Consider the following 21,001-nt stretch of genomic DNA (forward strand, 5'->3'; position numbering starts at 1 on the left):
ACACACCCCGCCCCCGCCCCCGCGCCCCCGCCCCGGACGCCGTCCCACCGAAGGCCAGGGCCGCGTGCAGGACGGCCCGGTCGAAGGCCGCGGTCGCGGGGGTCGCGGCGGCGGGGACGGGCAGCGGGCCCGGGAGGCGGTCGGCGCGGACGGCGGCGGCCAGGCGGCGCGGGCCGGTGGCGAGCCGGGCGGGCAGCGGGCGGGCGTCGCGCAGGAGGGCGACGCCCGCTTCGCAGAGGTCGGACGCGGCGGCGAGCCGGGTGCCCAGGGTGTGGTCGGGGCCGGTGCGGAGCTGTTCGCCGGCCCGGTCGAGGGCGGCGGTGAGACGGCGGCGGGCGGGTTCGGCGCGGTCGGTGCCGGTGGCGTCCAGGGCTTCGGCGAGTGCGTCGAAGACGGCCGCGACGGCCTGCCGTTCGGCGTGCAGCGGGCGCGGGTGGGTGGTGAGTTGGCGCAGCAGCAGGAGCCAGCCGGCGCCGGCCAGGTAGCAGCCGGCCTTGGCCCAGCCGGGCAGCGGGACGGGCATGCCGCAGCCGAGCACGGTGAGCACCATCAGTTGGACGGCGGCCGCGGAGGCGACCGGCCCGGTGACGCTGATCGCCCCGCAGAGCAGGCCGACCGCGCCGAGCAGCGGCACCGCCCACCATCCGGTGGCGGCGCCGATCAGCAGGCCGAGGGCGCCGGCCAGCGCGGGGACGGCCTGCTGCACGGCACCGGTGCGCCGCCCGGCGGGGCGGTCGTTGACACCGGCGAACATCGCGCCGAGCCCGGCCAGCACGCCTTCGGCGGGCCGTCCGGCGGCGACCGCGAGGCCCAGCGGGACGGCCATGCCGGCCGCGCCGCGCACCGTCGCCGCCCAGGGCACGGGGCCGCGCTGCCAGCGCAGCGGGTGGGTCAGCCAGTCCGGTCGTGCCCGTCGCCTGTCCGTGGGAACCCCCTCCTCGCGTCCGCCCGTTCCTCCCGTAGCCTAGGCGTGGATCTTGTCGCGCCCGCTGCACCCGCGTTACGCCGGGATGACGCCCGTCCGGGCCGGTGGTGTCCGGTTGCCCGGCCGGGCGGCGGCGGGACATCATCCGGATGCCGAACGTCCCCCTGCCGGAGCCGTCTCCGCACCGGCCCGTCGAAAGCGCCCGCATGGACTCCGCACCGCCCGCCCGACCGACCGTCCGGCCGTCCGGCCCCGCGCCCGTCCTGCGCCCCGGTGACGTCCCGGAGCGGCTGGACGCCGAAGGGCTGGTGGTGCGCCGCTGGCGGGCCGGGGAGGCGGGGGCGCGGTACCGGATGATCACGGCCAGTTTCGCGCACCTGCACCCGTGGATGGGCTGGGCGGACCGGCTACCGACCGAGCCGGAGCACGCCGAGCGGTTCGCCCGGTCGTTGGCCTGGCCGAATGCCGGGGGCAGCTACGCCTTCGGGGTCTTCGCGGCCGACGACCGGACGCCGCTGGGCATGGTGGGGCTGCACGACCAGCGGGGCGGCGGCGCGGTGGAGATCGGGTACTGGTGCCACGTCGACCACCTGGGCCGGGGCGTGGCCACCCGGGCGGCCCGGGCGCTGACCGGGCTGTTGACGGGCCTTCCGGCGGTGGAGCGGGTCGAGATCCGCTGCGACGAGGCGAACCTGCGCAGCGCCGAGGTGGCCCGTCGGCTGGGCTACCGCTTGGAACGGATCGAGGAGGACGGGGTGCGGGCCCCGGCGGAGTCGGGCCGCGGCATGGTGTGGGTGAAGGAGCGCCCCGCGCCCTGAGCCCGACCGCGCGCCGTCCCGCCCCGGTCCCGTCCCGCTGCGGTATACCTGCTGGCAGCGACAGTGACGGCGGGGACGGACGCGAGAACGAACGCGACGAGAGGTGGACGACGGGTGATCCGGCGGCGGGTGCTGGTCTCGGGCACGGTGCAGGGCGTCTTCTTCCGCGACTCCTGCCGCCGCGCGGCCGCGGAGGCGGAGGTGGTGGGCTGGGTGCGCAACCTTCCGGACGGGCGGGTCGAGGCGGTCTTCGAGGGCGATCCCGACCCGGTGGAACAGATGGTCGCCTGGACGCACCACGGCCCGCCCCGGGCGGTGGTCGACCACGTCGAGGTGCACGAGGAGCAGCCGGAGGGCCTGCTCGTCTTCGCCATCACGACCTGACCGCCCGTCAGGCGCCGCGCTCGGGCGTCCCCGTCCCCGTCCCCGTCCCCGTACGGCCGGACGTCGTCGGGGAAGACCTGGGCGAACCGGTGCGGCTGGACGTCCCGCAGGCGCGGGGTGCGAGCACCCAGAAGCCGCGGTCGCCGGCGGCGGCGGTGACGCAGACCGAGGCGACCACCCGGCGGCCGAGTCTGAACGCCTCGCAGATCGCGCCCGTCCCGTGGCACAGCTGGACGGCGCCGTTGGGGGCGGGGCGGTGAAAACGGTTTGTGGGGGCGGCTCGGCGGCGGCCAGACTCCGGGCATGACGGAGACGGACGATGGGCTCGCCGCGACGAAGCGGGATCTGAAGCTGTACCTGCAGGACGCCCGGAGCGCGGTGGTGTGGAAGCTGGAGGGGCTGTCGGAGTACGACGTGCGCCGCCCGCTGACGCCGACCGGGACGAACCTGCTGGGGCTGGTCAAGCACCTGACGGGTGCGGAGGCGGCGTACTTCGGCACCACCTTCGACCGGCCGTTCGAGGGCGGCCCGGGCCTGTGGGTGGCGGGGGCGGCCGAGCCGAACGCCGATCTGTGGGCCCGGCCGGAGGAGGGCCGGGAGGCCCTGCTCGACGGCTACCGCCGGGTCTGGGCGCACGCGGACGCCACCGTGGACGCGCTGCCGCTGGACGCGGTCGGCAAGGTCCCGTGGCCCCCGCACGGCGAGTTGACGCTGGGGCGGGTCCTGCTGCACGTGGTCGCCGAGACCCACCGGCACGCGGGCCACGCCGACCTGGTCCGCGAGCTGGTGGACGGCCGGACCGGCCTGCGCGCGAACGGCTCGGTGCTGCCCGAGGGGGACGCGGACTGGTGGTCGGACCACTACGCGCGGGTGGAGCGCGCCGCCCGCGGGGCGGCGGTCGCGGCGGGCGAGCGCCTGCCCGACTGACACCGGCCGGGGCCGCGCGGGCGGCGCCCCCCGCCCGCCGGCCGCCCGCGGCTCTGGGACGATCGTCGTCCGCCGGTCACCGACCCCGTCCGAAGGGACCCCGCCCGTGCCGATCGACCTCGCCGAGGCCCTCGCCGCCCACCCGTACCCGGGACGGGGCGTCCTGCGCTGCCGCACCGCCGACGGCGCCGAACTGGCCGCCTACTTCCTGACCGGCCGCAGCCCCGCCTCCCGCGCCCGCGCGCTGCGCGCCACCCCGGACGGCGCACTGAGCGTCGTCCCCACCGACGTCCGCGAGCACGACGACCTGCGGCACTACCAGGCGGTGCGGCGCAGCGGCGAGCGGGTGGTGTACGGCAACGGCGAGCAGGTCGCGGTGGTCGCGGACCGGCTGGACGCGGGCCGTTCCCCGCTGGAGGCCCTGGACGGCCTGGACTACGAGCCGGACCCGCCGATCTTCACCCCGCGCCTGACGGCCGTCGCGGACATCCGCCCGGGCGGCCCGACCTGGCTCGGCGCGGCCCGCCGCAGCGCGGCCTCCCGCACCGGCACCGACCGTCTCTTCCTGCGCCTGGACGGCCCGGCGCCGGGCGAGGGCGTCCTGCTGACCACCTACCAGGGCCCCGCCGCCGCCCCGGCCACCGGCACCCCCTACCTGGAGGTCACCACCCCGTACCCGGACGCCCCTGCCCTGCTCGACCACCTCTGGTCCGCCCTGCCGTCCGAGTACCGGGTGGCCGCGGCGGTCTTCGCCCCGTCCGCCTTCCCGGAGGTCCTGCTCCGCCACGCGACGGACTGACGTCCCGTCACCGGCCGCCCGGGGGAGCTCTCGCAGGCGGTTCCGGCCGCGCACGGCGGACGGCCGCCCGCGTGGGGGTGCGGGCGGCCGTCGTGAGGGGCGCGGGTCAGCTGTCGAAGCCGAGGCCGAGCTTGTCCATGGTCTTGAGCCAGAGGTTGCGGCGGCCGGCGTTGCGGTCGGCGCGGTCCAGGGACCACTTGGTGATGCCGATGCCGGCCCAGCGGACGGGCTCGGGCGGGAAGGGGAGCGGCTTGCGGCGGACCATCTCCAGGGCGGTGCGCTCGGTGGGCCGGCCCGCCAGGAGGTCGAGCATGACCTCGGCGCCGAAGCGGGTGGCGCCGACGCCGAGGCCGGTGTAGCCGGCGGCGAGGGCGACCTTGCCGTGGTGGGCGGTGTCGAAGAAGGCGGAGAACCGGGTGCAGGTGTCGATGGCGCCGCCCCAGGCGTGGGTGAAGCGCAGGCCCTCCAGTTGCGGGAAGGTCCGGAAGAAGTGCCGGGCGAGGGTCTGGTAGGTCTGCGGCCGCTGGTCGTACTCGGCACGGACCTTGGCCCCGTAGTGGTAGATCGCGTCGTAGCCGCCCCACAGGATCCGGTTGTCGGCGGACAGCCGGTAGTAGTGGAACTGGTTGGCGCCGTCGCCGATGCCCTGCCGGCCCTGCCAGCCGATCGCGGCGAGCTGTTCGGCGCTGAGCGGTTCGGTCATCAGCGCGTAGTCGTAGACCGGCACGGTGTACGGGCGGATCCGCTTGACCAGCGAGGGGAAGACGTTGGTGCCGAGGGCGACCTGCCGGGCCAGGACCCGGCCGTAGGGGGTGCGCACGGCCATGCCGGGGCCGGACTCGGCGATGTCGAGCGCCTTGGTGTGCTCGAAGATCCGCACGCCGAGCCGCTCGCAGGTCTGCTTGAGGCCCCAGGCGAGCTTGGCGGGGTGGAGCATCGCCACGCCGTCCTTGTCCCAGAGCGCGCCGAGGTAGGTCGGCGAGGCGACCTGGGCGCGGACGGCGTCGGTGTCCAGCAGCTCGTAGTCGCCGTACTGCTTGGCGAGTTCGTACAGTTCGGCGAGTTCCTCGACCTGGTGGGGCTCGGTGGCGACGTCGAGTTCGCCGGTGCGCTCCCAGTCGCAGTCGATCCCGTACGTCGCCACCGCGTCCTCGATGGACTGCAGGTTGCGGGCGCCGAGCTGTTCGAGGGCGGCCAGTTCGTCGGGCCAGCGCTCCAGGCCGTTGCCGAGGCCGTGGGTGAGGCTGGCGGCGCAGAAGCCGCCGTTGCGGCCGGAGGCGGCCCAGCCGGTCTGCTCGGCCTCGATCAGGACCACGTCGCGCCCGGGGTCCCGCTCCTTGGCGATCAGGGCCGTCCACAGGCCGCTGTAGCCGCCGCCGACGACCAGCAGGTCGCAGCGGACGTCGCCGGTGAGGGCGGAGTTCGCGTCCGGGCGGCCCGGGTCCTCCAGCCAGAACGGGGTGGGTTTGGCGTCCCGCAGTGCGTGTACGGGGTCCATGCTCTCGGTTCCTTGCCTAGGGGAGGGTGCGGCCCGGCCGTGGGGGCGGCCGGGCCGTGGGTGCTTCAGGGAGTCATCGGTCCTCGGCCTCGGCCGCGTCCTGGCCGAGGTTGACGGTGTAGACCTTGCGGAGCGTCTCGTGGACGGTCCAGGTGGTGCGGTCGCCCTCGCGGAGCACCGCGAGGTCGCCGGGGCCGAGTTCGAGGACGGGCCCGCCCTCGAACTCGACGGTGGCCCGGCCGCTGAGCACGACGAACATCTCGTCGGCCTCGGTGTCGGTGACCGTGCCGGGGGTGATCTGCCAGATCCCGCGGACCTGGCGCCCGTCGGCGGACTCCCAGACCACCTTGCCGGTGACCTCGGGCGCGCCGGAGACGATCTGCCCGGGGTCGAGCGGCTCGGGCTCCAGTTCGGCGTCCGGGACGTGCAGGGCGAAGCTGTTGATCATGCCTCGACGCTATCCGTCCCGGTGCCGCTGACGGCCTTGTCACTGTGTGCCGAGTCCGGCTTCCACCCTGACAGCTCGTACGCCCCGTCCCCGAGTTCGGCGTCCCGGCCGTTCACGGCGGCCCGGTCGGCGGCGGCGGAGGCCCGGGCGGCCTTGCGGGCGGCGAGCAGCGGGTAGAGCAGCAGGGAGGCGCCGACCACGATCAGGCAGTAGACGACGGCCTTGGTGCCCTCCTCGCTGTACTGCTGGATCGCGGCCCAGGCGCTGACGCCGAGCAGGCAGGTGGCGATCAGGCCGATGCTCCACCAGCCGCCGGGGATCCTGTAGGGGCGCTCCAGGTGGGGTTCGCGGATGCGCAGCGCGATCAGGGCGGCGACCTCCAGCAGGATGCCGATGTTGGTGAGGAAGACGTCGTAGATCACCAGGCTCTGGAAGCTGGAGAAGCAGAACAGCGCGTAGACGACGGAGGAGCCGACGATCGAGGCGATCGGCATCTTGTAGCGCCGGCTCTCCTTGGAGACCCACTTGGGCAGGTAGCCGTCGTGCGAGAGCGAGGAGGGCAGCCGGGAGTAGGAGGCGAGCAGCGCGGAGAACATCGCGACCGAGGCGAACAGGCCGCCGATGGTGACGACGTACTGCAGCCAGGGCCCGGCCAGTTCGCCGGCGATGTCCGGGAGCGCGCCGTCCTTCCAGCTCTTCCAGCCGTTGTCGCCGTCCGCGCCGACGGCCAGGGAGGCCAGCGAGGGCAGCAGGTAGCCGATGATGATCAGCAGCACGGACCAGAACAGCGCCCTGGGCAGGTGCTTCTTCGGGTTCTCCATCTCGCCGGCCACGGTGGAGACCGAGTCCCAGCCGGAGTAGTTCCACATCACGATGAACAGGCCGGAGCCGAAGGCGTTCCAGGTGGACTGGCCCTGTTCGGCGGTCATCGAGGAGACCGGGTTGGTGCCGTCGGTGATCAGCTGGTAGAAGCCGATCGCGGTGAGGACCAGCATCGGGGTGAGGCAGATGATCGCGAACGCCACCGAGGAGTCGCCGACCCAGCCCGCGCCCATCAGGTTCAGCAGCGTGAAGAGCAGGATGACGCCGACGCAGATCACCCAGTTCAGGTCGACCTGGATGTCGGCCTTGTACAGGTGGAACTCGAAGAACACGTGCTCGCCGGGGGCGACGGCGCCGATCAGGCTGGACAGGTACGAGGTGAACATGACCGGGTAGAGCGCCATGTCGACGAAGCTGCACACCCACTGCAGCACGCCCTGCTGGAAGGCCCAGAACCGGCCGAGGCCGCGCTTGACCCAGTGGTAGTAGCCGCCCTCGACGGGGATGGCGGTGCCCAGTTCGGCGCAGACCAGGGCGTGCGGCACGCTGTAGATCAGCGGGGCCACCAGGATGAGCAGGATGCCCATGCCGGGGCCGGAGGTCGAGAACAGCGGCTCGATTCCGTAGGCGCCGCCGGAGACGCTGAAGAAGATCAGGGCAACCAGCGGGACCAGGCTCACGCGCTTGGGCGTCGCCCACCGGTTCTCCGGCGGGGCCACGGGGATGGCGGTCATTTTCACCTTGGCAATCGGGGTCGGCTCGGATGTCGTCTGTTCTGCGAGCCACGAGTCTTGCCGCCCCGTTGACATAGGACAATCATTCAATCTGTCAGGCGTCTTGTTGCGCCTCTGACACAGTGGCGGGCTCCGCCGACGGATCGACGGAGCCCACATCGTGCCAGGTCAGGTGCGCTTCACGCACCGCAGCCCGAGTCGGCGATCACGAAGTAGCCGGCCGAGGTCTGCTTCAGGGTGTGCGTGACGAACAGGTTCCACAGCCCCATGTTCTGGTTCGACCCGTTCGCGTACGCGTACCCGCCGCTCTGGTGCGCCCGGCCCGCGGCGACCTGGTTGTAGTTGTTGTCCGTCCAGCATCCCGGCGGCGGGGCCGAGGGCGAGGCGGAGGGGGACGGCGGGGCGGAGGGGGACGCCGAGGGCGACGGCGAGGCCGAGGGCGAGGACGACGGGGACGGCGTGGCCGTGCTGCCGTCGCCGCCGTCCAGGCCCCAGAACAGGCCGGTGTAGTACGAGGAGCAGATGGTGTTCAGGAAGTACGCACCGCTCTTCCCGCAGTTGGCGGTACCGCTGCCGGGGCTCACCGGCAGGCCGTGGCCCATGCCCGAGACGGTGTACAGCTGCACGGCGGGCCGGCCCGCGCCGTCGTCGTAGACGCTGAGCGTGGTGTTGCCGGGCAGCGACCGGGTCGCGGAGGCGCTCTGCCCGATGCCCCACACGTCGGTCCACTGGTCGCGCAGTTCGGTGGCGTTGACCGGGGCGACGGTGCCGTCCGAACTGCCGTGCCAGATGGCCACCCTCGGCCACGGGCCGGTGTAACCGGGGTAGGAGGCGCGCACCTTGTCGCCCCACTGGGCGGGCGTCAGGTTCCGGCTGGAGTTCTGGCAGCCGGAGGCGGCGGCCTGGGTGGTGGCGCACTGCGCGGGCAGGCCGGAGGCGATCGAGCCGCCCGCGAACACGTCCGGGTAGTCGGCCAGCAGGTCGGCGGCCATGCCCGCGCCGGCGGACAGGCCGGTGACGTAGACCCGGGACGGGTCGCTGCCGTACAGCGCGACCGCCTTGTCGACCATCTGCTTGACCGACAGCGCCTCGCCCTTGCCGCGGGTGTCCTTGCCGCTGTCGAACCAGGAGAAGCAGGACAGCGGGTTGTTGGAGGAGTTGGTCTGCGGGAAGACCGTGGCGAAGCCCCAGCGGTCGGCGAGCTGCGCCCAGCCGGAGTCGTCGTAGTAGTCGGTGGCGGTCTGGGTGCAGCCGTGCAGCGCCACCACCAGCGGCCTGCCGGTCGGCAGCCCGGCCGGGACGTAGCTGTACATCGCCAGGTTGCCGGGGTTGGTGCCGAAGCCGGTGACCTGGCCGAGCCCGGCCGCGGACGCCTGCGGCACCCCGGTCAGCAGCCCGGCGGCGAGCAGCACGCCCGCCGCCACCGCACCCGCCCGGCGTCCGGTTCTCCCGGTGGCCGTCCGCGCCGCCGGGGTCGCTCCCGCTCCCGTCCGTCCCGCTCTCGTCCGTCGTCCTGTCAGTGCCATGTGGGGGCTCCGCTCTCCGCGGGTGCTCGCGTGCCGGTGGGGGGGTGGCCGAGCACCGTTCGCGGTGAATCATCGGCGCGTCCCCGGCGGCGGCCCATGGGACGGCGCACCACGGGTGGTCCCCCGGGCATGGCGGCGGCGACCATTGAACGGACGACGGAACGGACGACGGGGGTTGATCATCGATCCGTCCGCGCCTCCCACAACCGGGCGGGCGGCCCGGGTAGCGTTCACCGGGTCATGGCCACGATCGACGACGAATCCTCCACCGGCCGGGGCCGGCCGCTGCTCGGCCTGATCGCCCGGCTGTCGCCCTTCCTGCTGATCGCCCTGTCGGCGGTGGCGGACTCCGAGACCCCGGCCGGCCAGCGCTACGACAGGTTCGTGGCGGCCGCGCCCGCCCTCGCGGCGGCGACCTGGGGCTCGTTCGGGACCCTGGCGATCGGCCTGCTCGCGGTGGTCACGGAGGTGGTGCTGGCGCTGCTGCGGGACGGCCAGGTCGGCGCGTCGGCGGCCTCGGTGATCGCCGCGACGGTGACCGTCACCCTGGCCGCCTCGTACACCGCCGGGATGCGGGTGCGCCGCGAACGCGACCTGGCGCTGGTGCGCTCGGTGGCGCGGACGGCGCAGCAGGTGGTGCTGCGCCCGCTGCCGGACCGGCTCGGCGGGGTCGGCCTGGCGCTGTACTACAACGCGGCGGCCGAGCAGGCGCAGATCGGCGGCGACCTGTACGAGGCGGTGCGCACGCCGTTCGGGGTGCGGATCATCCTGGGCGACGTGCAGGGCAAGGGGCTGCCCGCGGTGGAGATGGCGGCGGCGCTGCTCGGCTCGTTCCGGGAGGCCGCGTACGACGCGAAGGACCTGCCGGCGCTGGCGAGCCGGCTGGAGATCGGGCTGCAGCGGTACGCCGAGCGGGCCACCTCGCTGGACGCCTCGGAGCGTTTCGCCACCGCCCTGCTGCTGGAGATCCCGGACGACCGGCCGGAGGCGTACCTGCTGAACTGCGGCCACCCGCCGCCGGTGCTGCTGCGCCCGGACGGGACGGTGCGGCCGGTGGAGCCGCGGGTGCCGCTGCCGCCGTTGAACCTGTCGGCGCTGGTGGCCAGCGAGTACCACCCGCAGACCGTGCCGTTGGGGCCCGGCGACCGGGTGCTGCTGTACACCGACGGCGTCAGCGAGACCCGGGACCGGCGCGGCGAGTTCTACCCGCTGGCCGAGCGGCTGGCCCGCTGGACCGCCGATCCGGACGTCGTGCTGCTGGAGAACCTCCGCCGGGACCTGCGCCGTTACGCGGGCGGGCCCGCCGACGACGACGTGGCGGCGCTGCTGGCGACCCGGCTGCCAGCGGTCGGGGCCTGAGGGAGCCGGGGCGGTTCGGGGCCGAGCCGCCCCGGCTCCAACCCCCTCCCCCGGCGGCTGGACCTTTCACGACTTGGCGGTAACCTCTGGGCCGTGCCGCTGACGCCGTTGTCGAAGGAGCCGCCGGTGTCCGAGAACCGTTCGACGCTGCCGCTGCGGATCGCCGTGTTCGGGGCGGGCAGCATCGGCTGCCGGCTGGGCGGGGCGCTGGCCGCCCGCGCCGACGTGACGCTGATCGGGCGGGGCCCCGCGATGGCCGAACTGGACCGGGCGGGCCTGACCCTGACCGGCCCGGGCGACCGCCGGCTGCACGCCCGGCCGCGCACCGCCGTGGACGCCGCCGCCGCGGCGGGCGCCGACTACGTACTGGTGACGGTCAAGTCCGCGGACACCGCGGCCGCCGCCCGGCAGCTCGACCCGCACCTGGACGGGCGCAGCACCGTCATCAGCTTCCAGAACGGCCTGCACAACGCGCTGTCGCTGCGCGAGGCGCTGCGCGGCCGGACGGTGCTGGCCGGGATGGTGCCGTACAACGTGGTGCGCACCGGCCCGGCCTCCTTCCACCAGGGCACCGGCGGCGAGCTGATGGTCGAACGGGCCTCCGCCGCCCGGCGGTTCGCGGACGTGGCGGGGGCCGCCGGGCTGCCGGTGCGGCTGCGCGCGGACATGCCGCGGGTGCAGGCGGCGAAGCTGCTGATGAACCTCAACAACGCCGTCAACGCGCTCTCCGGCCTGCCGCTGCGCGACCAGCTCGGCAGCCGCGCGTACCGGCTGGTGCTGGCCCGCTGCCAGCGCGAGGCGCTGGCGGCGTTCGCGGCGGCAGGCCTGGCACCGGCCCGGCTGACGCCCGTCCCGCCGCAGTGGATGCCGTCCGTGCTGGGCCTGCCGGACGCGGTGTTCCGCCGGGTCGCGGCGGCGAGCCTGCGGGTGGACGCCCGGGCCCGCTCCTCGATGTGGGAGGACCTGCAGCGTGCCCGTCCCACCGAGATCGGCGAGTTGCAGGGCGAGGTGGTCGCGCTGGCCGAGCGCCACGGCCTGCCCGCCCCGGCCAACCGCCGGCTGCTCGACCTGGTCCGCGCGGCCGAGGCCGCCGCCGAACCGCCCGCCTGGTCCGGCCCCGACCTGCTCGCGGCCCTCGACCGGCGGCCCTGACTCCCCGCCCCTCCCGAGGAGCTGACGTCCCGCCATGACCCAGCGGTGGACCACCCACGGTCTCGACCTGCGATCCGACTCGGTGCGCAAGCGCTTCCGTCCGGACGCGAACGGCGAGCCGGAGCGGGAGTGGCGGGCGCTGACCCTGCTCGACCGGTACGCCCCGGGGCTGGCCCCGCGCCCGCTGTCCTTCACCGGGGGCGCGGTCACCATGTCCCGCCTGCCGGGCACGCCGCTGCGCGGCGCCGAGCTGACGGGCCCCCACCTGGACGCGCTGGCCCGCGCGGTGCGGCGGCTGCACGACGCCGTACCGGCCGGGGCCGCCGCCCGGCTGCCGGCCCGGCGCTGGGACGTCGGAGAGTCCGCGGCCGCGATCCGCACCCGGGCCGGAGCGGTGCGCGGCCCCGGGGCGCGGCGGGCGCTGGCGGCGGGCCTGCGCTGGCTGGACGGCGCGGAGGCCGGGCTGCGCGCGGGCGGATCGTCCTCGGTGCCCGTGCTGGGGCAGGCCGACGGCAACCTCGCCAACTTCCTGTGGGACGGCGCGGACGTCCGCCTGGTCGACTTCGAGGACTCCGGGCGCTCCGACCGTCCGTACGAGCTGGCCGAGATGGTCGAGCACGTCTCCGCCTGGGTGGACACCGACCTGGACGCCGGGGCCTTCCTGGCCCGGTTCGAGCCCTCCCCCGCCGAGGCGCGCCGGCTGCCGGAGTGCCGCCGGCTGTTCGCCCTGCTGTGGCTGGTGTTCCTCAGCGGCGACGCGTCGACCACCGCCCGCAACCCGCCCGGCACCGGGGAGCGCCAGGCGCTGCGCCTGCTCGACCTGCTCGGCTGAGCGCTCCCGGCGGTCCGTCAGGAGGTGAGGCTCTTCTCCAGCACCACCGAGGTGTACCGGACGGTCATGCCGACCTTGAGGTACAGGTCGAGCGCGCCCGTCCCGGAGTGCGTCCACAGCGTGCAGCGGCTCAGCCCGGCGTCCCGGCAGGCCCGGAAGGTGTGCTGGAGCAGGTGGCGGGCGATGCCCCGGTGGCGGTGGGCGCGGTCGACGGCCAGGCTCTCCACGTAGCCGTCGCCGCTGCCGGGCTGGTCCAGGGCCAGGGCGACGCCGACCACCCGGCCGTCGGCGTCCGAGACGGCGAGCGGCGAGCGCTCGGGGGCGAAGCTCTCCCGGTGGACGGCGTGCTCGGCCCACTCCGCGAAGTCCATCCGGCGGGCCTTCCAGTCCGCGAACGCGTCCTCGACCACCCGGTGCGCCGCGCGCTCGTCCCGCTCGTCACCGGCCCGGAACGGACGGATGCTCACCCCCGCCGGCCCGGGCGGCAGTTCGGACGGCGCGGGCAGCCCGTCGAGGGCGATCTCCAGCAGCCAGCTGGCGCCCTTGGGCCGGTACCCGTACGTACGCAGCATCGCCAGGCCGGTCGCGTCCAGGTCGGCGACGACCTGGACCGGTTTGCCGACGCCCTGCTCGACGGCCCGGCCCTCCATCCACCCCAGCAGGGCGGTGCCGATCCGGCGCCCCCGGTGCGCGGGGTGGACGCGGCACTCGCAGCGCCGGTCGCTCCACGCCCAGGCGACCAGGCTCCCGTCCGGGCCGTGCACCAGCAGCGTGTCGAGCGCCGGGTGGAAGCCGGGGCGGGCCAGCACGGAGGCGAGCTCCCCCGCGTCCGCCGGCGCCGCCGAACCGCCGTGCATGTCCCGCTCGCAGACGGTCAGCAGGTCGAGGACGGCGGGCAGGTCGGCGGACGGGTCGAGCGGCCGGGCGGTGTACCCGGCGGGCAGCATGGCCCGGGCCATGGGCGGGGTCCTTCCTGGCAGGAGGGGTGGAACAGGGCGCGATGGTCGGGCAGCCGGTCAGCCGGCGAGCGTGCTCAGCAGCGCGGGCAGGTGCCGCATGTCGGAGAACAGCACGGTGTCGTCGTCCGCGCCCCCGGCGTCCCTCCGCTGCTCGCCGTCGGGCCCCCGGTACCCGTCCTCCCCGAAGTACCGGTGCCCGAACTCGCCGCCGGTGAGCGCGCGCCCGGCCGGGCCGGGGGTGTAGCCGAGGCGGCGCATGCCGGCGGCGCGGGCGGCCCGGAGCCCGGTGGGGCTGTCCTCGACCACCACGCAGGACTCGGGGGCGTACCCCGTACCGGCGGCGGCGTGCAGGAAGACGTCCGGGAACGGCTTGCCGCGGGCGACCTCGTCGGCGCTGAAGATCCGTCCGGCGAAGCGCCCGTACAGCCCGGTGCGGCCGAGGGTGTGCCGCATCTTGGCCTGGCTGCCGCTGGAGGCGACGCAGTACGGCAGCCCGCGCGCGTCCAGCGCGTCCAGGGCCGCCACGATGCCGTCCACCGGCGCCAGTTCGGCGTCCACCAGCTCGCGGTGGCGCTGCTCGAAGCTCCGCTCCCACTCGGCCGCCGCGACGGGGCCCATCCGCTCGCCGACCTGCGCCCAGATCGCGGCGTGGGTGCGGCCGATGAAGCGTTCCACCACCTCGTCCGGACCCAGCGGCCAGCCGAGCCGGGCGCCGACCTCGACCTGCACGCGCACGGCGATCCGCTCGCTGTCGACCAGTACGCCGTCGCAGTCGAATACCACCAGCTCGACGGGCTTCCCGGGGGTGTTCACAGTGGCCATTGCGGCAGCCTAGTACCGCCGTCCGGGAAAGTTCTCGGCATATTCGGACGACCGTTCCCCGGCGAGCAGCCCGGTGGCCGGTGACCGGGTCGGGCCGCGGGTGAAGCCGACGCCCCGGTCGGCTGCGATCTCGGCAGCCGCGCGGGCCGGGAGTCCCTCGCCCGCCAGGTCGGGCGGCAGGTCGGCGAAGACGCCGAACGCGCCGGTCAGCCGGCCGCCGGGTTCGCCGGGTTCCAGGGCGCAGATCCGGACGGCCCTCTCCGGCTCGGTGGAGCCCGCCCGGACCGGCCGGGCTGTGCGCCGAGGGCGACGGGTGACCGGGGCGTCCGCTACGGCCTGACGTAGTGCCACATGTCGCGCGGTCGCCCGGCCACCACCTGGTGGGCGGGCCGCAGGCCGGTGCGTCGGAAGCCGGTGCGTTCGGCGGTGCGGATCGAGCCGCTGTTCCACGGCTCGACGCACAGCTCCAGTCCGGGCAGCGCGAGTTCGTCGAGCGCCCAGTCGGTGACGGCGCCCAGCGCGGCGGTGGCGGCGCCCCGGCGGCGGGCGGTGGCGGCCACCCAGTAGCCGACCGAGGCCCGGCCGCGCAGCGGCAGTCCGCCCACCCAGAGGCCGACGCTGCCGACCGCCCGGCCCGTCGGGTCGACGATCACGAAGGGGTAGCCGGTGCCGATCTCGGTGCGGCGCCGCTGGCGTTCCAGGTAGGCCGCCGCCCCGGCCCGGGTGTACGGCGCGGGCACGGTGGTGGTCGGCGGGATGTACGGGTCGGCCGCCACCTCGCGGAGCAGCCCGGTGTCCTCCGGGGTCCAGCCGCGCAGCCGGTAGCCGTGCGCGGCCGGGAGTTCCGGCACCGCCCCGGGCAGCGGCGGCATGATCGGCGGCGTCGCGGCGGGAGGTCTCACGGTGCCATCCTGCCGCAGCGGGCGCCTGGAATCCCACCCGGCGGGGCGTCGCTCCGCAGTAGGATCGTGGGCACACCGACTTCCCCACCTGTCACGGGAGTTCACCATGTCCGCTGCCGTTCCGGACCCGTCCGACCGCACCCCGCAGGGCGTGCTGGCGCGCTACCGCCGGGCGGTGCTCGACCTGGACGCCGACGCCCTCGCCGACCTGTACGCGCCGGACGCGGTGCACGAGTTCCCGTTCCGCTTCCCCGGCTTCCCGGAGCGCTACGAGGGCCGGGAGGCGGTGCGCGCCGGGTACGGGGCGGCGTGGGGGGCGAGCCCGGCCCGGCCGACCGAGATCGAGGAGCACGCGCTGCACCCGTCGACCGACCCCGAGGTGCTGGTGGTGGAGCAGGTCGTGCGGGGCGAGATCGCGGGCGGCCGGGGCGCGTTCGCGGTGCCGGGCCTGCTGGTGCTGCGGGTCCGGGACGGGCTGATCGTGCACGTCCGCGACTACATGGACGGCCTGGCCGTCTCGGGCGGCCGGGCCGGCTGAGCCCGTACGGGCCGCGCCGACCGGTTCCGGGTCAGGAGCGGGCCGCCGCCGGGGCGCGCAGCGCGGGCAGCGTCCGGTCGAAGGCGGTGAGCAGCAGGAACAGCACCGCCGCGCCCAGCATGACCCAGGCCAGCTGGTGCATCCCGGCGGTGCCCGCGTGCGGCCCGTACGCGGCGGCGGTCGCGGCCGAGGCCACCATCGAGCCGAGGTAGGCGAAGGTGCGCAGCAGCCCGGCGGAGGAGCCGGTGCGGGCCGGGTCGGACTGCAGGAAGACGGAGTTCTGCAGGGCCAGCCCGTTGGCGCCCTGCGGGACGCCGAACACCACGGCCAGCACCAGCAGCACCCACAGCGGGCTGTGCGCGCCGAGGGCCAGCATCAGCGTGCAGGCGGCGATCTGGCCGACCGCGCCGACCAGCAGGGTGGCCCGGATGCCGCCGCGCCGCCCGGCCAGCACCGAGACGCCGATGCCGACCAGGAAGGTCGGTGCCTGCACCAGCCCGGCCTGCAGCGGTGTCAGCCCGAAGCCCTCCTCGGTCCACTGGGCGAAGCCGTACAGGAAGGCGTAAGCGACCACGTAGGCGGCCAGCGCACGGGCGTAGGTGGCGAGCAGCGGGGTGTTGCCGCCGAGCACCTTGACGTCGATGAACGGCTGTTCGGCGCGGCGTTCGCGGACGGTGAAGGCGCCGGCGGCGGCGAGGGTGAGCAGCGGCAGGTACCAGCGGTCGGGGTGCGGGTGCATCAGGAACAGCAGCAGCGAGAGCAGCAGGACGGCGAACAGGGCCATCCCGGGCAGGTCGATCCGCTTCAGCGGGCCGGGGCCGATCGAGGGCGCCGGTTCCTGCCTGGGCAGGCGCAGCGCGCCGAGGGTGACGGCGAGCAGCGACAGCGGGATGTTCAGTGCGAAGGTGGTGCGCCAGCCGCCGGCGCTGGTGAGCAGTCCGCCGAGCAGCGGGCCGACCACGGCGACGGTCTGGTTGGCGACGGCGAGCAGGGTGAGCACCCCGGCGGGGCTGTCCCGTCCGGTGCGCCGGGATTCGGCGCGCAGCAGCGCCATCGCGGCGGGGTAGCCGGCGCAGGTGCCGAAGCCGAGGACGACCCGGGCGGCGATCAGCGTGCCGAGGTCGGGCGCGAGCGTGCCGAGGACGCCGGCCGCGCCGACCAGGCCGGTGCCGGCGAGGAAGAGCCGGCGCGGCCCGAACAGGTCGATCAGCCGCCCCACCACGGGCTGTCCGAGCGCGGTGGCCAGGTACAGCGCGGACACCAGCCAGGCGGTCTGCGCGGGCGAGGCGCCGAGCGCGGCGCCGATCGGGACCAGCGCGACGGCGATGACGGTGGAGTTGATCGGGTTGAGGACGGAGCCGAGGACCATCGGGGGGACGAGTCGGCGGTCGAGCGCGGGTGCCTCGGCCACCTGTTCGCCGGGGGCGGTCGCGGTCGTACGGTCGGTCATGGTGCTTCTGCCGCTCGGTGGTCGTGGTCGTGCTCGTCGTGGTGGTCGTGGTGGTTCGGGGGTCGGGGCGCCGGGGGGCGGCGGGCCGTCACTCCTGGACGATCCGTTCGAGGACGGCCATCGCCGCGATGACGGTCCGCCGTTCCTCCTCGGTGCACTTCGCCTGCAGTTCGGCGGCCAGCCACTCGCCGCGGGCCCGGCGGCCCGCCTCGGCGCGGCGGCGGCCCTCGGGGGTGAGGACGATCAGCACCCGGCGGCCGTCCTCCGGGTCCCGGCGGCGTTCGACCAGGCCCTGCCCGGCCAGGGTGGCGATGGTGGTGGCCATCGACTGGTGGCGCATCCCCTCGGCGACGGCGAGGTCGCTGGTGGTCAGGCCCTGTCCCCCGCAGTCCAGCAGCCGCCCCACGGTGGACGCCTGGGTGAGCGTGAAGTCGCCCGTCCCGGCGGCGGCCCGGATCCGTCGGCGCAGCTTGCCGATCACCGACCGCACCTGCTGCGAGGCGCGCACGGCGGACGGTGCGGGGTCGGGGTCTTCGCTCATGCTCCCCACCCTAGGTTTTCCCCCGCCGAATGTACAGTTTCCCTGTAGATCTCGACGGGGCAGCGCCGCTCCTCGCGGCCCGCGGCCGCGCACGGAGCCGTTTGGCACCGCGCCGGGCCCGCTGCTACCTTTCCGGAGGCCGTGCAAGAGACCTTGGAGGTGGTACCCGTGAACGCAGGATCGACATGGGTGCTCCCCTCCGGGGCCACGGTCGGGCGGTAACAGGCCGTCCGGGAGCGCCGTTCCGAGCACTCCCGAAAGGCACCACAGCCATGACCGCTGTGCGCTTCACCTCCGAACAGCGCCCCGACGACGACGTCCTCGAGCGCGACTTCACCCTCGACGGGATCCCCGGCGTCCTGTGGACGCCCGCGTCCGCCACCGCCGGTACGCCCGCACCGCTGCTCCTGCTCGGCCACCCGCCGCTCGGCCTGGCCCGGATGCGCCCCCGGCTGGCGGCCCGGGCCCGCCACGCGGCCGCGGACGGCTTCGCCTCGGCCACCATCGAACTCCCCGGCAGCGGCGAGCGCCCCCGCGTCCCCGCCCTCGACCTGGGCCGCGCCGAACTGCGCCGGGCGATGGAGGCCGGCGAGCCGATCGGCCCGGAGGTCATCGACGCCCTGGTCCTCCCGCTGGTCGACCGGGCCGTCCCCGAGTGGCGGGCCGCCCTGGACGCCCTGCTGGCCCTGCCCGGCCTCGGCGGCCCGGTCGGCTACTCCGGCGGGGTGATGTCCATCGGCGTCCGCCTCGCCGCGGTCGAGCCGCGCATCGCGGCGGCCGTCCTCTTCGCCGGCAGCCTGCTCCCCCGCGCCACCTTCGAGGAGGCCCGCCGGGTGACCGTCCCGCTGCACGTCCTGCTCCAGTGGGACGACGAGGGCAACGACCGGCAGGCCTCGCTGGAACTGTTCGACGCCTTCGCCTCCGCGGAGAAGTCCCTGAACGCCAACATGGGCGGCCACACCGGCGTCCCGGAGCACGCGGGGGAGGCCGCCGCCCGGTTCCTCGCCCGCCACCTGAAGAAGTAGCCCCGCTCCCCCGGTGGCCCGGAACACCTCGGGTGCTCCGGGCCTTCGGGGCCCGGCGGGTCAGGAGCCGGGCGCCTCACCACGACCGGTCGCCTCACCACGCCCGGACGCTCCACGACGACCGGGCGCCTCGGCCACCGGGCGGAAGGCCGGTTCCGCCTCGCCCAGCATGCCGCGCAGGCTCGTCCAGCATGCCGCGCAGGGCGGTCAGCGCCCGGGCCGCCGCCGGGAGTTCGGCGGACCCGGCGAGCGCCCGGCCGGCGTCGCGCGGTCCGCGCGGTCCGCGTGGTCCTCGTGGTCCTCGTTGCCGGCCAGGGCGACCAGGGCCGTCACGCACGCTTCCCGCGGTCGGGCGTCCACGCGTTCCGTCCTCCCCGGCCCTCGGCCGCGGGGCTCACGGCAGGGCCACACCGTACTCGGCGAGGCCGGCCCGGAGACGTTCGCGGTCGGTGCGGGCCAGGTGGTCGCCGGTGAAGTGGTGGTCGGGGGTGAGTTCGGCGACGCAGTCGGGAGGCGGGACGAACGTTTCTGCATCCTCGGGGCTCTCGAACTCGGCCTCGGCCAGGACCAGCCCGAGCAGCGGCCCTTCGAAGACGTCCACCCCGAGCGGAGGGACGCCGAGGCGCATCCTGGTCAGCTCGGGGCCGGGCAGGGCGGCCAGCAGGCGGGCGTACTCCTGCTCGGAGAGCTGGAGGTCGGCGGACGCGCCCGGGTGGACGGGCTGTTCGCGGCTGAGTCGGTAGCTGCACTCGCCGGTGTCGAGCCGCTCGACCCGGCTCAGGCGCAGCCGGGTGCCGTCCACGTACCGGTCGGTGATCCGGCGGGCCGCGGTGACGGTGTCGGGGGCGGGCGCCCGGGCGAGCAGGAAGCGGCGCTCCCGTTCGGCCCGGTCCTCCTCCCCCGCGTGCGGTGCGTGCGGCGCGTGCGAAGCGGCGGCGCCCCGGCGGGCGTCCTCCCCCGTGCGGTTCCCCATGGCGTGCTTCCCCCTCGTGCTCTCCCCCGTCGCGCCCGTGCCACCGCCGCCCGGGGCGGCGGCCTGCCCGGACTCCCCGTCAGCCGCCCGCACCAGGACCCCCGTCGACGTGGCGGGCGGCGGTCTCCAGAGTAGTGCGCGAACGGCTCCGGTACGGGGCTCGCCACCGAATGCGCACCCTGTCCGCTCGGTTCCGTTCACCGAGCGGACAGTTGACGCGCCGGTACGGTCGCCGATCAGTCACCGAGGAAGGGGAACAGGTTGAGGAACGGGTCGGTGGTGACCGACATGCCGCGCCCGAACGGGTCGTCGAAGTCCCAGATCAGGAAGAGCAGGAACCCGATCAGCGCGCTGAACGTGCCGGCCAGGACCAGTTCGCGCGGCGAGCGGCGGATCTGCAGGGCGAACATCATGCCGATGGTGACCACCGCGCCGATGCCGAGGCCGAACCAGACCACCCCGGGCATGGTCGGACCGACGTTCCCGCCACGGGAGTTGCGCGCCTCGTCGGCGGTGTCGACCTTGTCCAGCATCGACTGGTAGGCCTGTGCCTCGATGTCGTTCTGCGGCGCGCGCTCGGCCACGTCGGTGCGCAGCTTGGCGAGCAGTGCGGTGCCCTCGGGGCTGAGCTCCCCGTGGGTGCGCATGTAGTGCCACTCGGTGTTCACCACGAACGAGACGTAGTCGTCGACGTCCTTGGCCACCGCGGCGCGGTAGTCGGCGGGGAACACCTCGGCCCGGGCGCTGACCTCGTGCAGCGCCTGGGCCTCGCGCTGCACGTCGTCCTGCGCGGCGGAGCGGGACTCCCAGACGCCGGCGATCGCCAGACCCAGCACGATCGCGTAGACCACGCCGATCATCATGGTGATGTACTCGATGACGTCGGGCGTCTCCGAGGTGTCCTCGTCCTCGTCGACCCTGCGGTGCCTCACCAGCACGACCACGACGACGACCAGGCACGCCCCGGCCATCGCGAGGGCGAGTGCCAGCCATTCGGACATGACGGGTCCTCTCCTGAACTGTCCAGCTTGGAATGGGGTTTCGCGGGTGTCCCGCGAGGGGGGCTCCGGCCGACCGGCTGCGGGTCAGGAGCGGCCGCGGCGGCCGGCGCCGCCGGACTTCCCGCGCGGACGCAGCGCGGCGGCGGCGAGCACGGCGGGGACGGTGACCACCAGCATCGTGGTGGTGGTCGGGGTGCCGCGGCGCCTGGGCGCCGCGGCGGGCGGCGGGGGCGGCGGCAGGTGGACGACCGCGGGGGGCGCGGGCCGGCTGGGGGTGGGGCTCGGGCTCGGTGTCGTCGGCGCGGGGCTGGGGGCCGGCGCGGGCGGTGGCACCGCGCTGGGGGTGGGCCGGGCCGGGCCGGGCGCGGGCTTGGCGGGCACCCGGGTCGGCGTGGGTGTCGGGGTCGGCGCCGGCTTCGGGGTGGGTGTCGGCGTCGGTTTCGGTGTGGGCGCGGGGGTCGGCGTGGGTGTCGGGGTCGGCGTGGGCTTGGGCGACGGGGTGGGCTCTGTCTCTTATACACATCTCCGAGCCCACGAGACCGTACTAGATCTCGTATGCCGTCTTC

General features: G+C 75.2%; 22 protein-coding genes and 1 pseudogene. 9 read left to right on the forward strand and 14 right to left on the reverse strand.

Annotation, left to right across the window (positions count from 1 at the left end; all coding sequences use genetic code 11):
* Positions 1-862 (reverse strand): annotated as a pseudogene (locus OO48_RS31965) (FUSC family membrane protein); the annotation flags it as partial.
* Positions 863-1,131: 269 nt separating this feature from the next.
* Between OO48_RS31965 and OO48_RS31970 the strand changes: the two are divergent.
* From OO48_RS31970 to OO48_RS31985, 4 genes are all read left to right on the forward strand, one after another.
* Positions 1,132-1,743, forward strand: coding sequence for a GNAT family N-acetyltransferase (locus OO48_RS31970; RefSeq protein ID WP_033222723.1), 612 nt, complete (start codon positions 1,132-1,134; stop codon positions 1,741-1,743).
* 114 nt (positions 1,744-1,857) lie between these two features.
* Positions 1,858-2,127, forward strand: coding sequence for an acylphosphatase (locus tag OO48_RS31975; RefSeq protein ID WP_209439580.1), 270 nt, complete (start codon positions 1,858-1,860; stop codon positions 2,125-2,127).
* Between the two features lie 303 nt (positions 2,128-2,430).
* Positions 2,431-3,054, forward strand: a complete 624-nt coding sequence (locus OO48_RS31980) for a DinB family protein (protein WP_033222725.1) — start codon at positions 2,431-2,433, stop codon at positions 3,052-3,054.
* Between the two features lie 106 nt (positions 3,055-3,160).
* The gene (locus tag OO48_RS31985) at positions 3,161-3,853 is read left to right on the forward strand and encodes an IMP cyclohydrolase (protein ID WP_245194887.1); all 693 of its coding nucleotides are present in this window, start codon (positions 3,161-3,163) and stop codon (positions 3,851-3,853) included.
* 106 nt (positions 3,854-3,959) lie between these two features.
* Here the strand turns inward: OO48_RS31985 and OO48_RS31990 are convergent, their stop codons facing one another.
* The 4 genes from OO48_RS31990 to OO48_RS32005 all read right to left on the reverse strand — a co-directional run bounded on the left by OO48_RS31990 (position 3,960) and on the right by OO48_RS32005 (position 8,767).
* Positions 3,960-5,351 (reverse strand): NAD(P)/FAD-dependent oxidoreductase, encoded by a 1,392-nt coding sequence (locus OO48_RS31990; protein ID WP_033222727.1) that lies wholly within the window; start codon positions 5,349-5,351, stop codon positions 3,960-3,962.
* 73 nt (positions 5,352-5,424) lie between these two features.
* Complete coding sequence (locus tag OO48_RS31995) at positions 5,425-5,799, reverse strand: cupin domain-containing protein (RefSeq protein ID WP_033222729.1); 375 nt, start codon at positions 5,797-5,799, stop codon at positions 5,425-5,427.
* Positions 5,796-7,355 (reverse strand): APC family permease, encoded by a 1,560-nt coding sequence (locus tag OO48_RS32000; protein ID WP_051733271.1) that lies wholly within the window; start codon positions 7,353-7,355, stop codon positions 5,796-5,798. The genes OO48_RS31995 and OO48_RS32000 overlap by 4 nt, the downstream gene beginning before the upstream one ends.
* Positions 7,356-7,534: 179 nt before the next feature.
* A complete protein-coding gene (locus tag OO48_RS32005; protein ID WP_245194888.1) occupies positions 7,535-8,767 on the reverse strand; it encodes an extracellular catalytic domain type 1 short-chain-length polyhydroxyalkanoate depolymerase in 1,233 nt (410 codons plus the stop codon).
* A 354-nt stretch (positions 8,768-9,121) separates the two neighbouring features.
* On the opposite strand from OO48_RS32005, the gene OO48_RS32010 reads away from it, so the two are divergent.
* The 3 genes from OO48_RS32010 (at position 9,122) to OO48_RS32020 (ending at position 12,224) form a co-directional block, all read left to right on the forward strand.
* On the forward strand, positions 9,122-10,240 hold the full coding sequence (locus tag OO48_RS32010; RefSeq protein ID WP_033222733.1) for a PP2C family protein-serine/threonine phosphatase: 1,119 nt from the start codon (positions 9,122-9,124) through the stop codon (positions 10,238-10,240).
* A gap of 126 nt (positions 10,241-10,366) precedes the next feature.
* Complete coding sequence (locus OO48_RS32015; protein ID WP_245194889.1) at positions 10,367-11,392, forward strand: 2-dehydropantoate 2-reductase; 1,026 nt, start codon at positions 10,367-10,369, stop codon at positions 11,390-11,392.
* A 34-nt stretch (positions 11,393-11,426) separates the two neighbouring features.
* Positions 11,427-12,224, forward strand: a complete 798-nt coding sequence (locus OO48_RS32020; RefSeq protein ID WP_033222735.1) for a phosphotransferase — start codon at positions 11,427-11,429, stop codon at positions 12,222-12,224.
* A 17-nt stretch (positions 12,225-12,241) separates the two neighbouring features.
* Here the strand turns inward: OO48_RS32020 and OO48_RS32025 are convergent, their stop codons facing one another.
* From OO48_RS32025 to OO48_RS32040, 4 genes are read right to left on the reverse strand one after another with little or no spacing between them, the layout of a single operon-like run.
* Positions 12,242-13,183, reverse strand: coding sequence for a GNAT family N-acetyltransferase (locus tag OO48_RS32025; RefSeq protein ID WP_033222737.1), 942 nt, complete (start codon positions 13,181-13,183; stop codon positions 12,242-12,244).
* A 57-nt stretch (positions 13,184-13,240) separates the two neighbouring features.
* Positions 13,241-14,005, reverse strand: a complete 765-nt coding sequence (locus OO48_RS32030) for an HAD family hydrolase (RefSeq protein ID WP_033222739.1) — start codon at positions 14,003-14,005, stop codon at positions 13,241-13,243.
* Positions 14,006-14,014: 9 nt separating this feature from the next.
* A complete protein-coding gene (locus OO48_RS32035; RefSeq protein WP_033222741.1) occupies positions 14,015-14,356 on the reverse strand; it encodes a hypothetical protein in 342 nt (113 codons plus the stop codon).
* Positions 14,335-14,907 (reverse strand): GNAT family N-acetyltransferase, encoded by a 573-nt coding sequence (locus OO48_RS32040; RefSeq protein WP_245194890.1) that lies wholly within the window; start codon positions 14,905-14,907, stop codon positions 14,335-14,337. Before OO48_RS32040 ends, OO48_RS32035 begins: the two co-directional genes overlap by 22 nt.
* Positions 14,908-15,013: 106 nt before the next feature.
* On the opposite strand from OO48_RS32040, the gene OO48_RS32045 reads away from it, so the two are divergent.
* Complete coding sequence (locus tag OO48_RS32045) at positions 15,014-15,445, forward strand: nuclear transport factor 2 family protein (protein ID WP_033222748.1); 432 nt, start codon at positions 15,014-15,016, stop codon at positions 15,443-15,445.
* A gap of 31 nt (positions 15,446-15,476) precedes the next feature.
* Here OO48_RS32045 and OO48_RS32050 read toward each other — a convergent pair whose 3' ends face one another.
* A complete protein-coding gene (locus OO48_RS32050; protein ID WP_033222750.1) occupies positions 15,477-16,895 on the reverse strand; it encodes an MFS transporter in 1,419 nt (472 codons plus the stop codon).
* Between the two features lie 88 nt (positions 16,896-16,983).
* Positions 16,984-17,436 (reverse strand): MarR family winged helix-turn-helix transcriptional regulator, encoded by a 453-nt coding sequence (locus tag OO48_RS32055; protein ID WP_033222752.1) that lies wholly within the window; start codon positions 17,434-17,436, stop codon positions 16,984-16,986.
* A 281-nt stretch (positions 17,437-17,717) separates the two neighbouring features.
* Between OO48_RS32055 and OO48_RS32060 the strand changes: the two genes are divergently transcribed.
* Positions 17,718-18,461, forward strand: a complete 744-nt coding sequence (locus OO48_RS32060) for a dienelactone hydrolase family protein (RefSeq protein WP_033222760.1) — start codon at positions 17,718-17,720, stop codon at positions 18,459-18,461.
* A gap of 394 nt (positions 18,462-18,855) precedes the next feature.
* On the opposite strand, the gene OO48_RS32065 is transcribed toward OO48_RS32060, so the two are convergent.
* The 3 genes from OO48_RS32065 to OO48_RS39415 form a co-directional block, all read right to left on the reverse strand.
* Positions 18,856-19,434, reverse strand: a complete 579-nt coding sequence (locus OO48_RS32065) for a CYTH domain-containing protein (protein ID WP_051733273.1) — start codon at positions 19,432-19,434, stop codon at positions 18,856-18,858.
* 236 nt (positions 19,435-19,670) lie between these two features.
* Complete coding sequence (locus OO48_RS32070; protein ID WP_033222754.1) at positions 19,671-20,435, reverse strand: bestrophin-like domain; 765 nt, start codon at positions 20,433-20,435, stop codon at positions 19,671-19,673.
* 84 nt (positions 20,436-20,519) lie between these two features.
* Positions 20,520-20,816, reverse strand: a complete 297-nt coding sequence (locus OO48_RS39415; protein WP_209439581.1) for a hypothetical protein — start codon at positions 20,814-20,816, stop codon at positions 20,520-20,522.
* Positions 20,817-21,001 lie beyond the last annotated feature (185 nt).

The sequence above is a fragment of the Kitasatospora phosalacinea genome (assembly GCF_000716545.1).
GTDB classification, from domain to species: Bacteria; Actinomycetota; Actinomycetes; order Streptomycetales; family Streptomycetaceae; genus Kitasatospora; species Kitasatospora phosalacinea.

Excerpts from the sequence above, each read along its gene's own strand:
- OO48_RS32025 (WP_033222737.1), bottom strand. The coding sequence starts at position 13,183 with ATGGCCCGGGCCATGCTGCCCGCCGGGTACACCGCCCGGCCGCTCGAC.
- OO48_RS32010 (WP_033222733.1), top strand. The coding sequence starts at position 9,122 with ATGGCCACGATCGACGACGAATCCTCCACCGGCCGGGGCCGGCCGCTG.
- OO48_RS32070 (WP_033222754.1), bottom strand. The coding sequence starts at position 20,435 with ATGTCCGAATGGCTGGCACTCGCCCTCGCGATGGCCGGGGCGTGCCTG.
- OO48_RS32020 (WP_033222735.1), top strand. The coding sequence starts at position 11,427 with ATGACCCAGCGGTGGACCACCCACGGTCTCGACCTGCGATCCGACTCG.
- OO48_RS32000 (WP_051733271.1), bottom strand. The coding sequence starts at position 7,355 with ATGACCGCCATCCCCGTGGCCCCGCCGGAGAACCGGTGGGCGACGCCC.
- OO48_RS31995 (WP_033222729.1), bottom strand. The coding sequence starts at position 5,799 with ATGATCAACAGCTTCGCCCTGCACGTCCCGGACGCCGAACTGGAGCCC.
- OO48_RS32045 (WP_033222748.1), top strand. The coding sequence starts at position 15,014 with ATGTCCGCTGCCGTTCCGGACCCGTCCGACCGCACCCCGCAGGGCGTG.
- OO48_RS31980 (WP_033222725.1), top strand. The coding sequence starts at position 2,431 with ATGACGGAGACGGACGATGGGCTCGCCGCGACGAAGCGGGATCTGAAG.
- OO48_RS32055 (WP_033222752.1), bottom strand. The coding sequence starts at position 17,436 with ATGAGCGAAGACCCCGACCCCGCACCGTCCGCCGTGCGCGCCTCGCAG.
- OO48_RS32050 (WP_033222750.1), bottom strand. The coding sequence starts at position 16,895 with ATGACCGACCGTACGACCGCGACCGCCCCCGGCGAACAGGTGGCCGAG.
- OO48_RS31990 (WP_033222727.1), bottom strand. The coding sequence starts at position 5,351 with ATGGACCCCGTACACGCACTGCGGGACGCCAAACCCACCCCGTTCTGG.
- OO48_RS31970 (WP_033222723.1), top strand. The coding sequence starts at position 1,132 with ATGGACTCCGCACCGCCCGCCCGACCGACCGTCCGGCCGTCCGGCCCC.
- OO48_RS32030 (WP_033222739.1), bottom strand. The coding sequence starts at position 14,005 with ATGGCCACTGTGAACACCCCCGGGAAGCCCGTCGAGCTGGTGGTATTC.
- OO48_RS32065 (WP_051733273.1), bottom strand. The coding sequence starts at position 19,434 with ATGGGGAACCGCACGGGGGAGGACGCCCGCCGGGGCGCCGCCGCTTCG.